This is a genomic window from Nostoc sp. FACHB-133 (genome assembly GCF_014698055.1).
In the GTDB taxonomy this organism is placed as follows: domain Bacteria; phylum Cyanobacteriota; class Cyanobacteriia; order Cyanobacteriales; family Nostocaceae; genus Nostoc.
In genome coordinates, this window is the sequence record NZ_JACJSH010000027.1 from 82,763 (window position 1) to 95,875 (window position 13,113).

Consider the following 13,113-nt stretch of genomic DNA (forward strand, 5'->3'; position numbering starts at 1 on the left):
TAATTACTTTAGGGATAGGTATCTGACTTTTCACACCATCTGGGAAAGACCATAAAGACATTTTCAAAATGGGGATTTACACCCTTAATTTACGATAAAATTTCATTTATGGAACCTTCTGGAACTCTTGCTGGTTTAGATATTCTGGTAATTGAAGATGATAATGATACTCGCTTTTTCATCACTACTGTGTTGGAAATGGATGGAGCAAAAGTTATACCAGTAATATCAGCGGATGCGGCACACAAGGTATTATCCGAATTACAGCCCGATGTTTTAATTTCTGATATTGGGTTGCCTGGAGAGGATGGCTATACTTTCATCCGCAAATTCCGTGCGCTCAAATCAAACAATTGTGGACGAGTCCCAGCTATTGCTTTAACAGCTTATGCTGATGCTGAGGCTCGTATCCGTGCCTTGGAAGGTGGCTTTGATACTCATGTATCTAAACCAATTGATCCAGACGAACTAGTTGAGATAGTAGCTAACTTGGTTGCTTCTTGTAATTGGTAATGATTGTAGTGCCCGATCAAGTGCGTTAAGCTACTGTTAACGCACTATTTTCGACCGAAAACTACTTAGGTAAAACCTGCCGCAGTGCTGCTAAAAGTTGGTCAACACTTTCCTTTCGACTATTAAAGCCCATCAATCCGACGCGCCAAACAAGACCCGCTAGTTCGCCAAGACCACCGCCAATTTCAATATTATGTTCATTAAGTAACTGCCGTGCGATCGCTTTCCCATCTACTCCTGCTGGAATGCGGACAGTGGTAAGCGTTGGTAGTCTATACTCCTGCTCAACGTGCATACTCAGTCCCAAATTCTCTAACCCTTCCCAGAGATACTCTACGTTTTTTTGATGCCTCTGCCAAGAGTTTGCTAACCCCTCTTCTGCAAGCAAACGTAATGCTTCCCGCAATGCATAATATAAATTAATGGGTGCTGTGTGGTGATAGGTGCGTTCAGCGCCCCAATACTTACTTAGTAACAACATATCCAAATACCAGTTTGCAACCTTAGTTTGGCGCTGTTGCAATTTCTCAACTGCACGCGCACTCATCGTAAAAGGCGAAGCACCAGGCGGACAACCCAATCCTTTTTGGCTACAACTATAGGCTAAGTCAACTCCCCAAGCATCCAAAAATAAGGGGACACCACCCAAACTTGTCACAGTATCCACTAGCAGCAAAGTGCCAAATTCATTGCACAAATCAGCAACTCCTTCTAACGGTTGCCGTGCGCCGGTGGAAGTTTCGGCATGAACTAAAGCTAAAATAGCCGGACGATGAGTTTCTAGGGCAGTTTTGAGTTCATCGAGGTTAAAGACTTGTCCCCAAGGCTTAGTAATGGTTCGGACATCAGCACCATAACGTCCAGCCATATCTACGAGGCGATTACCAAAGTAACCAGCCACACCAATCAAAACTATATCACCAGGTTCAACAGCATTGGCGATCGTTGCTTCCATTGCGGCTGTTCCCGTACCACTGACTGCAATGGTAAGTGGGTTTTCTGTCTGCCATACGTAGCGCAGCAACGATTGAATTTCATCCATGAGGGCGAGAAAAGCTGGGTCAAGATGCCCTACTGGTGAGCTATTCATCGCTTGGAGAACTGTGGGATGGGCATTGGATGGCCCAGGCCCTAACAGTAGGCGGGATGGGATTTCTAGCGGTGTGAGTTGCAAACGCCCAGAGTCGTTGATTGAAATTGTTTGCGTCATAATCTGTCTTCGCCTAGACGATACTTACCGGATCATAGAGCGATCGCATCACTGATGTTTTAAGGAATCTGCCATTTGCCAGAAGATGCAACTGCCGCAAAGCATTACAGTGGTTCAAGTAAATGTGTGAGAGTATAGTTATTTACTTACCTGGAGACGTAATTATGGTTTTTGCTGGCAAACGACCGAATAATTTAGGTGTTAGCAACGGTAAATTAGCATCCTGTCCTAACTCTCCTAACTGTGTTTCTAGTCAGAGTGCAGATGCAGCCCACAAAATTGCACCATTGACTTTTACATCTACTCCAGAAGAAGCGATCGCTAATCTTAAAGAGATTATTCAGTCCTTACCAAGAACCAAAATCATTACCGAAAGCCAAGATTATTTATATGCAGAATTTAAAAGTGCTTTATTAGGATTTGTGGATGATGTAGAGTTTTATCTAGACCGGAATGCTAACGTGATCCAAGTGCGTTCAGCTTCACGTTTAGGTCAAAGCGATTTGGGTGTCAATCGTCAACGAATAGAGACGATTAGAGCCAAGTTGAAATAATTCGTAATTCGTAATTCGTAATTCGTAATTCGTAATTAGTTGAGTGTTATAGTACTTCTCGAATGGAAGCAATACATTTTAACCTCTCTTCTAAAAGGCTACGGTGTACACACAAGTTGGGAATAGTAGTTTGTCAAGGAATAATTGAGGAGTACATTCTCTGTAGAGACGGCGATTTATCGCGTCTCTCTAACGTGTCAGTCTTTCAGACGCGATTTATCGCGTCTCTACATGAGGGCTTTCTGGATCTTCCTTGTGTTTACACTGTAGCCTTTTAGGAGAGAGGTTTTGAATCTTACTCCCCAACGCTAGTAGAGAAGGGGCTGGGGTTAGGTCTGTATTTCATGCAATTGAGACTTACAGAGAGATTAAAATTACAAATTAAATGTAACTGGATAACATCTGCGATCGCCATATTTGTGAAACTTAACTTCTTTAAAAACTTTGACCCTCGACCCAGATTGATCATTGCTGTCGCACTCGCTGTATTAATTTCAGTAATACTTCCCCGTTGGCTGCACTTAGCAACTCGCATTCTCTGCGCTTGGAACTTCGGTGCTGATTTGTTCTTAGCTGTAACTTGGTGGAAAATGATCGAGGCTACGCCAGAAAAAATTCGCCGTTATGCGGAGAGTGAATATGAAGGACATTTGGCTATATTCATGCTAGTGATAGCTGCGGCTTGTGCAAGTGTTTTAGCCATTGGGTTTTTGCTAACTGACAAAAAAGAGTTGTCAACAATTCTGCTTATTCTACATGTCATACTTGCAATTATGACCATTGTCGGTTCCTGGCTATTAGTGCATACAATGTTTGCAGTGCAATATGCACACAGCTATTACAAATATATTAATCGTAATCATAGTGAAGAAATTATCGCAGGTTTAGATTTTCCTAATAACGACTCTCCAGACTATTGGGAATTTTTATATTATTCATTTGTAATTGGCATGACAAGTCAAGTTTCAGATGTGCAGACGAAATCAAGCGATATGAGACGCTTGACTCTGTTGCATAGCATATTATCCTTCTTTTTCAATACCACCATTTTAGCTATGAGTATCAATATCATTGCATCGTTGATTTAAAATTGCCTGACTCAGATAAAAGTATGATTATTTACTCCTATTCTTCTAGAAAGAGGAAATTATGCTGCCACTTTTTTAGTATGAAATTAAGTTGTACCCCTAATTTACAATAGTTTCTCAGTGAATGCCCGATCGGATACCGAGAGTTGCACAGAAGCCAAAATCATAACTGTAATTTGGCATAAGGCTATGTTAATCAATTAACTCGCGTGTTCCCAATCACTAAGTAATTCATGCTGTTCTGCTGTTTTCTTGCATTGGCGGAATGGTACTTTAGGACTACCAATATTCATCCTAGGAAAAGACTGTTTTTTCGTTTTGCAGGGTCTATTTTCTAGTGTTGTGGAACTGATTTGTTGGGTTTTCATTGATAAATATATTTCCGATTAAAAGCTGAACACCAATGTATAACACCAATTTTGAAATGGCAAATTCCACAAGAGATAATTTATTTTATACAGATATTCTGGGATGGTGCGATCGCTAATCACTTTAAATACCATTCAATTTCTTAAAAATTTTGATCGCCCTTATTTAGCCATTACCGCTAAATTCACCACAGATTCAGGAAATTGGCGCTTTAATGCTGGAAATACTGGGCAAGGCGCTTGTTCTTGTAAATTCTCTGGTTTACTCCAAGTAAAGGGGGCTTTCTGCGCTGCTGACATCCATACCAGACGCTTGGCCCGTGTCATCGCAACGTAGAGTAAACGGTACTCCTCAGATATTTTCAAGTGCTTTGCTTGTTCCCATGCTTGCGTAACATCTGGAATGGTAGATTCCCCGTGGAGAGCAGCCCGAATTTGGGCGCGGGCGACTTCTGATAAGGTAAAATCCCCTAAGAACTGGCTTTGGGGAGGAACCCAAAATCTACCAGGAATCAAGTTTTCGTGGAGGAAGGGAAGAAATACATAGTCCCAATCTAGCCCTTTGGCTTTGTGCATAGTAATAATGGTCAGTTGACCGCGCCGAGTATAACGTTCTTCCGAATCTTCCGTTTCCACTGGTTCAAACCGTTCGGAACTGACGATTTCACTTAAAGCTGACAGCATTCCCCCCATTGAACTATTGCCAGCTATCTGCTGGTTTACCCGTTCTGCAAGTTTGTCAGCAGTTGCTAATTCTGCCTGGTCGTAATTTAAGGTTAAGGCGAGAAAGGAAATTAGCTGGTACAGGGGCAATTCCAAGCGGGCGCGAAGTAAATTGCGGCATAAGCGTGCAGCCTTTTGGACTGTTTCTATCTGGGGTGCTGCTAGAGGGCCTGGATACAAAAATTCTTCTGGTAGACTAGCAAGGGCGTTGAGGTCTTGAGTAGGAATTAACTGGCGCTGTACTAATGCTTCTAGTGCAGCTTTGAGGTAATCGGGAGAGTGTGGGCGATCGCAAAATTGCAGCAATGCTAAAATCTCTTGGGGAACATGGGAACGGCGATCGCGTTCTCCCACATCGTAAAGTGTAATATTATGCTCTTTACACACAGGTGCTAAAGCTTCTGCTAACCATCGTCCCTGGCGATTTTCTCGCACTAAAATCGCTGCACTATTTTGTGTTGGGTCTTCGCCAAATAACTCGATTACTCTTTGGGATAACAATTCAACGGTGTGATGAATGTCACGCGGTGTATAAAGTTCTAATCCCCGTCCTATGGGTGCTGGGTTAGCGTTCTTTTGTGGATCGCCTGTTTCAACAGGGCGAATTGTCTGCAAGCGAAATGGTACTTGTCGGTTGTCAGGAATCTGTTGTCCGTTATTCGTTTTTGCTAAGGATTGATTATTGATCCATTTGAGGGCAAAGTTAGCAGCTTCAATGATAATTCTAGTACTGCGACCAGCTTGATCCATCGTTGCCAATCGTTCGATGCGATCGCACTCTTCGCAAAATTGTCGAAAATAAATTGGATCGGCTGGGGTAAATGTGGAGTTAATCGCCTGGTTGGGATCGCCGACTCGGACTAGATTGAGTGAGGTGTGAGGAGTCAAGATTGAGGATTTATCACCTTTGTGCCCATCACTCGCCAAAATTTCTAGCAGTTGCGTCTGTAAAGGGCTAGAATCTTGGGCTTCATCTTCAAAGACGGCGAAAACTTGGTTTTGCTCAATGCGGCGGGCGCTGTCGTTTTCTAAAACGCGCAGTGCGGCTAAAATCATATCGTCGTAATCAATGAAGTCACGTGATCGCATTAAGTTTTGATATTGCTCATACAACCCCGCCGCTACGCTCAAAATTGTATATTCGTCTGTGGTTTGTTTACTCCACTCCCGCAGTTTTTCTGGTGATATCCCCGAACTTTTTGCTTCATGAATTACCGTATTCGCCAATTCCGGTAAGACTTCTGTTCGTAGCACCGATTGACGACGCAACCTTTCTGTCTCTTCTCCGTCAAATTGATGACCTTCTAATAACCGCAAATATATTCCGGGATTATTTACAATCCATTGTTCTACAGCACTTCGGATAAAGCGATGACTTTGAGTTGGTGTAATTAATGTGACATTTTCTAACTGCAAACCAGATAAATCCGAATGGCGACTAGCAATATTTAACGCTAAACCATGTAGAGTATAGACAAAAAATCCCGTCTGGGGTAAAGATAAATCATCTCGCAAGAATTTGCGAATCTTCGCTTTAATATTGGCAGCAGCAGAGCGAGTAAAGGTGACGACTACCAAATGACGACGCGAGGATGGCCGCGATTGGGCATAACGTTCATATTGACGCGCGATCGCAATCGCCGCCGCCGCCGCCATCCCAGTAGATTTGCCTGCGCCAGGAACGGCAGAAATAGCCAAAGGGCCAGATCCCCAATCAGCCATTTGTTGTTGTCCAGGGCGTAGACTGTTGCGAATTGCGAGAATCTTCTCCCCCAGATTAGGAACAGGCGATCGCTCAGACAATTCTGAATGGAGTGATTCTTGAGCTACAGGAGTAGTAAATTTAGAGTCTGACATATCAAACTTCATATTTAGAAGAATAATTCTTTAAGTAAGAATTCGCAATTCAGCCATCTTAATGTTAGATTAACTTAATTTGATATCTTTCTAAGCTCTAAGTAACCAGAAAAATAAATATGAAAATTCAAAAACTAATTACACAAGCTCTTAGCTTATCTAATAATGCTATCTCTTATCATGTTAGTCAGGAGCTAGCAGGTATTTATCCTAAAAAAGCATTGCTGGAAAGTAATGATAGTTCCTTCAATTTAGAAAAGTACGCTGAGGCAAATCTCTGCAAAATTAAATATGACAATCATATCCATAACCAGACGCTCACTGGTTGGAATGGCATGGAAAACGATATTTACAAATATACTGAAAATGCCAGATTTCAAGTTTCATGGCAGGGAAATAAAATTGATGTCGTCTTCATGAGTTGGAATGAAGGTTATTGTAAAACTCGCTATTCTTGGATTTTGGCAGATAGCACAGAAGTAGCTGAAAAGTTTTTCGCCGCAGTTTGTGATTGGAACTCAGAAATTCGTGATGAATTGTTAGTTTTTGAAGATGGTTACTGGGATAAAAACCCCGAACTCTTTCAATCTATTCAAAGCTCAACTTTTGAGAATCTAGTTTTGCATAAAACTCTTAAACAAGATATTCAAGATGATCTAATAAATTTCTTTGCCTCCCGCGAAACTTACGCAAATTATAGCGTTCCTTGGAAACGTGGTATTTTATTTATTGGCTCACCAGGAAATGGAAAAACGCATACGGTTAAAGCGTTGATTAACCAAATGCAGCAGCCTTGCTTATACGTTAAAAGCTTTAAGTCTGAATATGCTACTGATAGCGACAATATCCGTAAAGTATTCAAACAAGCACGGCAGTCTGCCCCGTGTGTTTTGGTATTAGAAGATATTGATTCTCTATTAAATGATGAAAACCGCTCTTTCTTTTTAAATGAACTTGATGGCTTTGCCTCTAATCAAGGAATTGTGACTATTGCAACCACTAATCATCCAGAACGTTTAGATTCAGCAATTAGCGATCGCCCCAGCCGCTTTGATCGTAAATATCATTTTGATCTGCCAGCGTTTCCCGAACGAGAAACCTACATCAGATTGTGGAATGATAAATTAAACAGTGAAATGGGATTATCTGAGCAGGCTGTAAGCCAGATGGCTGCATTGACAGAAGGCTTTTCTTTTGCCTACCTCAAAGAATTATTTCTCTCATCAATGATTCGTTGGATAGGAGCAATGGAAACTGGGGGACTAGAGAAAATCATGATTTCTCAAGTTGAAATTTTGCGAGAACAAATGAGCAGCACAACTGTTAGCAACAAAGATCTAGAAAATTAACGTGAAATTTTATCGAAACAGAATTCAGAATTCTGACTCCTGAATTCTGAATTTTTATTCAATTATTCATCAATCTGCCAGGAATCCTTAGTTAATTCTTCATCCAGAATTTTCTTAGGACGCACAATGATAATAATTTGTCCTAGTAAAGGAATTTCTGGCTCAGTTTCAAACCACTGAAAATCTAATTCACCACCATTTTCAACAACAAAATAGCTAGAGGCATCCCATTCTCGTTTGGCACGATCTATCACAACTACAACGGGCCCGACTTGGCTTTGGGTTTGGATGGGAAAGCGATCGCTATTCGCTAAAATCACTACTGGATCTTCTGCCGCCAATAGCACTTGCCAACCTGGTAATGGAACCCAAGCTTGCTCTCCAGAAAACTTAACCAGACGAAATGGTTCAATTTCTGTCAATATCGGCACAGCTTGCAAATCTTGCCGTGATAATGGCAACTCACCCACTACGGGTAAAATTCGGGGTAATTGTTCTTCAAATTCCAGGCGGTAAAAGGGTAAGATTGGCGCTGGACGCTGGGGAACGGTAGTAAAATCAGTCAGTAGCTGTTCGATTTTTTGCCTTGCTGCTGGCGTGTGAGCAAAACGTAAACCTTTGGCAATTAGGCGCGAACGCTGTTGTAAATCTGCATTTTGGCGTGCCAGTTTCCAAACTTGATGAGCAACAGCATCTCCAGGATGGGCAGAAAACCCTTCTGGTAAAGTGCGGTAATAAGAGAACTCTTTAAGTGCTTTTGCTATATCCCGTGCCTCATCAGCATCAACATTGTGGAAGAAGATCAGTTCGGCGGCTGCGGCGCGTTCTTCTTGGGTGAGTAAACGGAGTTCGTATAAAACATCACTGCCGCGTGTGGCATAGTGCGATCGCGTTTCTTCCGATACTCCAGAGTTTTCCAAAGAATTGTAAACTTGAGAACCAACAACTACCTGATTTTGTTGAATTGGCTCAAATCCAGTCGCCTCAAAAATTTCTTGGGGGTTATAACCGGTTTTTAGCAACGAGGCGATCGCCGTTCCCCATTCCACCCAGTTGCCTTGTTTTTGCCTCAGTCTTCGTAGTAACTCTTGTGCTACATCGTTGGTAGCATTTTCTTCGGGATTCTGAGCGTTGGGTGGTAGATCAGTCATAATCGGGATGCGAGCTTCAACTTGAGAGGATGATTAACACCTCATGAGCAAGTCTTATTCTAATCTATAGAATTACCCAGACCTACTGTCTTGAGTTCAAAAAGAGGTAGGAGGTTGGAATTTCAACCACTCTAATTCCAGCCATTCTACAAGTAACACTATGCACATCTGTGTGCCTTTACTGCACGTTGTATCCAAAGGAGATTTGTAAACCTACCTTAATCTATACAAAACTTTAGTTGAAGCCTAATTTTCTTCTTAGAGCAATTCATGTAGACAAAATTCATGTAGACAAAAAGCGTGAGCCACTGCGGTGAAAGGGTTTCCCGGCATCAAGAAACTGGCGGTAGCCTACCCCTGCGGCTATTGCCCTTACCGCGTGTAGTTTTACGTAAGCCCTACTATGATAAAAATCGCCATAGTTACGCTGATTTAGTTGGTTCTTTTGGTGCAGTCTTTACCTAATTCAGATATTTTGGCAGATAAATTTTCTCTGTATAACTCACTCTTATAGTTTTAAAATATGCAAAACAGCTCCGTATAAACCCTTGGCAACTTTTAGCTATTCTCAACTAAGCTTGGTATGGAATATAACAAGATAGTGAATATTTAAAGGAAATATCTTATGGATAATCCCAGTGTCGAAATTGATAAAGTCCAATATCAAGTAATGACTCTCGAACGGCCAAAAAAGCTGAAAATCTTGGTAGTTGACGATGAGCCAGATAATCTCGATCTTCTTTATCGCACCTTTCGACGCGACTTTAATGTTCTGAAAGCTGATAGTGGAGTGAACGCTCTACAAGTTTTGGCCGCAGAAGGGGAGGTAGCTGTGATTATCTCCGATCAACGGATGCCAGAAATGAAAGGAACTGAATTTCTGAGCAAAACTGTACCTCAGTTTCCCGATACGGTGAGGATAATTCTCACCGGATTTACTGATATTGAAGACTTGGTAGAGGCGATTAATGCTGGACAAGTCTACAAATATATCACCAAGCCTTGGGACCCAGGAGAACTCAAGGCAGTGGTGCAAAGAGCAGCAGAAACCTACGACTTGCTCAAGCAACGTACAGAAGAATTACGCCGCGCTCATGCTCAAATGGCGCTGCTGAGTGTTTTAGTACAGGTAACTCAAGCAGCTTCTAGTTTAGAGGAAACTCTCGCTCCAATCGCTAAGGCTGTGAGTGAGACTTTTGGGACAGAAGGCTGTATTTTACAACTTACACATGGAAATACTCTAATTGCAACTCAAGGAACTTACAGCGATACAGGTAAAATAGAGAATTGGCTATCTCTTGACCCACTAACAACGCAAGCGATCGCCACTGGGCAAATGCAAGTTTCTTTAAATATACCTAAAGACACCAAACTAATTGATGCTACTCACTACCAAAATACTGGTGTGCAAGCACATTTAGTTATCCCAATTAGCTACCATAATGAACTTTTGGGCGTATTATCGCTACAGTGGAAACAACCTTGCACTTTGCGGGAAGATGAATTAATGCTAATTAATTTATCAGCACAACTGGTAGCGATCGCTCTGACTAGCAGTGGATACCATCAAACCATTGTGTAGTTGTCATTTGTCCTACCCTGCGGGAAGCCGCTAGCGCGTCTATGTCATTTGTCTTTTACCCTTGGCAAATGACGAATGACTAATGACCAATGACCAATGAATTATTGACCAATGACTAACGAAGTTCAATCCATTTTTAACCGTATTGCTCCAGTTTATGACCAATTAAACGATTGGTTGAGTTTTGGACAGCATCGAATTTGGAAGGAAATGGCAGTTAAATGGAGTGCGGCTAAATCAGGTGATACTGCATTAGATTTGTGCTGCGGTAGTGGCGATCTAGCTTTACGTTTGGCAAGGCGCGTGGGAGCGACAGGATATGTATATGGAGTAGACTTTTCCTGCAACCTACTAGAAACAGCTAAAGAACGTTCCCAAAAGCAGTACCCTCAACCGGCGTTGGCTTTGCCCGCCGTAGGCATCGCCTGGGTAGAAGCAGATGTACTAAATTTACCCTTTGATGACAACCAATTTGATGCCGCAACAATGGGCTATGGTTTAAGGAATGTTAAAGATATTCCTCGCAGTCTCCAAGAGTTATACCGTGTTTTGAAACCGGGTGCTAAAGCTGCAATTTTGGACTTTCATCGACCGAGCAATCCTCAGTTACGTGCCTTTCAGCAGGTGTATCTGGATAGTTTCGTGGTGCCAGTTGCCAATTATTTAGGGTTAAAAGAAGAATATGCTTACATCAGTCCCAGCTTAGACCGCTTTCCCATAGGCAAAGAGCAAATAGAGTTAGCGCGTCAAGTTGGTTTTGCTGTTGCCACACACTACCCCATTGCGAACGGTATGATGGGAGTGCTGGTAGTCAGCAAATTTTAGATTTTAGATTTGGGATAGCGTGGCGTAAAGCCTTCTCTTCTCTTTCAGAGACGCTAACACGAGAGGCTCTGCCAATGGCATAGATTCGCTTAGAGCGGATCTGCGAACGTCTTTTAGATTGGGGACTGCGGAATAGGTAATGGCTAATGGAAAATCGTTAGTAGTTAGTAGAAAAACAACTCATAACTAATAACACCCAATTACCAATCCCCAATCCCTAATTTCTAATCTAGAATTCAAAATCCAAAATCCAAAATCCAAAATCCTGTGGACTGGTCTCATCTTTGGCTTTATGTGTCTCCCCCGGTACTGGGTGGAATTATTGGCTATTTCACAAATGATATAGCCATCAAAATGTTGTTCCGTCCTTACAAAGCAATTTACATCGCTGGACGAAGAGTACCCTTCACGCCTGGCTTGATTCCCCGCAACCAGGAACGTCTAGCTCTGAACATTTCCAAGACCATTATGGGGTCACTGTTGACACCACAAGAATTACAAAATTTGGCGCGGCGTTTGTTGCAAACAGAACGTGTGCAAGCAGCAATTCTTTGGTTATTGCGGTTGGCGATTGAACAAATCAACACAGAAAAAAACGAGAAAAGTGCCAAAATTGTCGCGGGAATTTTGCGGGATTTGCTAGGGGAATCCTTACCTCGGTTACTCAAGGTTTTAGCGCGACGTGAAGACTTTTTGGAAGCGCAAATCAATCAAATTTTTGACCAGATATTGCTGGAATTTCAATTGAGTGAAGAACAAGCGACAAGGCTTGCTGATTGGTTGTTAGAAGTAGTTTTACCACCGGATATGCTGCGCCAAGCGATAGTTGATTTTTTGACAGATCGCACGATTCAAATTATTGATGAAGGGTTCCGTGAAAAAACTAGTGGTACTTATTGGGTTGTAGCAAATTTGTTTGGCTTACGTAACACTCTTACACGGCTACGAACTTTTTGCTTAGATGAGAAAGAAGCTACCAACAATCGTTTGCAGGAATTGACTCAAGATTTGCAAATACGCGATCGCATCAGGAAATTCCTGCAAAATTTATCACTACAAAACTTGCCGATGGGTACGGTGCGCCAACTGCGAAAGACCACCCGCGAAAGTGTCCGCCATTACCTGCAAAACAGTGGCAGCGATTTTTTACAAGGATTAACTGATTCTGTTGATTGGGAAAATATTGCTGTAGTACTACTGAATCGTCTTAGCACTTCACCAGTTGTCAGTACTTCTTTAGAGGTGATGAGTCAAGAGTTGGCTCTAATTTTAGACAAGTATTTGGAAAAAGATTTAGAAATAATTGTGGCACAGGCGATTCCGATTTTATCGATAGATCAAGTGATAGTTGACCGGGTGAAATCAACTTCACCTGCTGATCTAGAAGCTGCTATCGAGGGAATTGTCAAAAATGAATTGCAAGCCATTGTGACTTTAGGTGGTGTTTTAGGTTTTGTTATCGGCTTATTGCAGACAGTATTTTTAGTATTAAGTCAATATTAATTTTTGTCAGATCATAGCTGCAAGTTGTCCAAATTCTGAAATGAGTGAAATTGAGCGATCGGCTCTTGGCAAGAGATATGAGTTATCAATACCCGAGCAAATTGTGTATAACTGTATAAATTTTTGCTGTACAACTCTGGCAACAAGGTAAGTACAGAGCGATGCGATCATTGTGTATAGAGCTTTTTCAAAAATAAAACAGTAATCCTAATACTCCAGCAACTATCTATATGTATTTAGATGCACCATCTGCATTACTACAACATTAGATAGTCCAATATCGTAGGGCTGGGCGATAAGACAACCGCGCTCACCCCAGAAGTGATGCAATAAACTTATTACGGATTGAAAATTCACGGTTCCCCCATCCTTAGTTGGCACAGTGCATAA

The 13,113-nt window shown here is 41.8% G+C and carries 11 protein-coding genes; 8 read left to right on the plus strand and 3 right to left on the minus strand.

Features of this window, described 5'->3' with window-relative positions; all coding sequences use genetic code 11:
* Positions 1-108: 108 nt before the first annotated feature.
* Positions 109-513 carry a response regulator gene (locus tag H6G86_RS21760; RefSeq protein ID WP_185584144.1) on the plus strand — a complete coding sequence of 135 codons (405 nt, stop codon included), beginning with the start codon at positions 109-111 and terminating at the stop codon, positions 511-513.
* 61 nt (positions 514-574) lie between these two features.
* Here H6G86_RS21760 and H6G86_RS21765 read toward each other — a convergent pair whose 3' ends face one another.
* Positions 575-1,723 (minus strand): alanine--glyoxylate aminotransferase family protein, encoded by a 1,149-nt coding sequence (locus H6G86_RS21765; protein ID WP_190936047.1) that lies wholly within the window; start codon positions 1,721-1,723, stop codon positions 575-577.
* Between the two features lie 164 nt (positions 1,724-1,887).
* Between H6G86_RS21765 and H6G86_RS21770 the strand changes: the two genes are divergently transcribed.
* Together H6G86_RS21770 and H6G86_RS21775 are read left to right on the plus strand one after the other, a co-directional pair.
* Entirely contained in the window at positions 1,888-2,277 is a 390-nt protein-coding gene (locus tag H6G86_RS21770; protein WP_190936048.1) for a DUF1499 domain-containing protein, read from the plus strand.
* Positions 2,278-2,621: 344 nt separating this feature from the next.
* The gene (locus tag H6G86_RS21775; protein ID WP_199338384.1) at positions 2,622-3,365 is read left to right on the plus strand and encodes a DUF1345 domain-containing protein; all 744 of its coding nucleotides are present in this window, start codon (positions 2,622-2,624) and stop codon (positions 3,363-3,365) included.
* A 530-nt stretch (positions 3,366-3,895) separates the two neighbouring features.
* On the opposite strand, the gene H6G86_RS21780 is transcribed toward H6G86_RS21775, so the two are convergent.
* Positions 3,896-6,313, minus strand: a complete 2,418-nt coding sequence (locus tag H6G86_RS21780) for an ATP-dependent helicase (protein ID WP_190936049.1) — start codon at positions 6,311-6,313, stop codon at positions 3,896-3,898.
* A 119-nt stretch (positions 6,314-6,432) separates the two neighbouring features.
* Between H6G86_RS21780 and H6G86_RS21785 the strand changes: the two genes are divergently transcribed.
* Positions 6,433-7,662 (plus strand): AAA family ATPase, encoded by a 1,230-nt coding sequence (locus H6G86_RS21785; protein WP_190936050.1) that lies wholly within the window; start codon positions 6,433-6,435, stop codon positions 7,660-7,662.
* Positions 7,663-7,724: 62 nt separating this feature from the next.
* Here the strand turns inward: H6G86_RS21785 and H6G86_RS21790 are convergent, their stop codons facing one another.
* On the minus strand, positions 7,725-8,813 hold the full coding sequence (locus H6G86_RS21790; RefSeq protein ID WP_190936051.1) for a RuBisCO accumulation factor 1: 1,089 nt from the start codon (positions 8,811-8,813) through the stop codon (positions 7,725-7,727).
* Positions 8,814-9,113: 300 nt separating this feature from the next.
* On the opposite strand from H6G86_RS21790, the gene H6G86_RS21795 reads away from it, so the two are divergent.
* The 4 genes from H6G86_RS21795 to H6G86_RS21810 all read left to right on the plus strand — a co-directional run bounded on the left by H6G86_RS21795 (position 9,114) and on the right by H6G86_RS21810 (position 12,723).
* Entirely contained in the window at positions 9,114-9,278 is a 165-nt protein-coding gene (locus H6G86_RS21795) for a hypothetical protein (protein ID WP_190936052.1), read from the plus strand.
* A gap of 160 nt (positions 9,279-9,438) precedes the next feature.
* Positions 9,439-10,395 (plus strand): response regulator, encoded by a 957-nt coding sequence (locus tag H6G86_RS21800; RefSeq protein WP_190936053.1) that lies wholly within the window; start codon positions 9,439-9,441, stop codon positions 10,393-10,395.
* A 111-nt stretch (positions 10,396-10,506) separates the two neighbouring features.
* Complete coding sequence (gene ubiE, locus H6G86_RS21805; RefSeq protein WP_190936054.1) at positions 10,507-11,220, plus strand: bifunctional demethylmenaquinone methyltransferase/2-methoxy-6-polyprenyl-1,4-benzoquinol methylase UbiE; 714 nt, start codon at positions 10,507-10,509, stop codon at positions 11,218-11,220.
* A 267-nt stretch (positions 11,221-11,487) separates the two neighbouring features.
* Positions 11,488-12,723, plus strand: coding sequence for a DUF445 domain-containing protein (locus H6G86_RS21810; RefSeq protein ID WP_114080526.1), 1,236 nt, complete (start codon positions 11,488-11,490; stop codon positions 12,721-12,723).
* Positions 12,724-13,113: the final 390 nt, after the last annotated feature.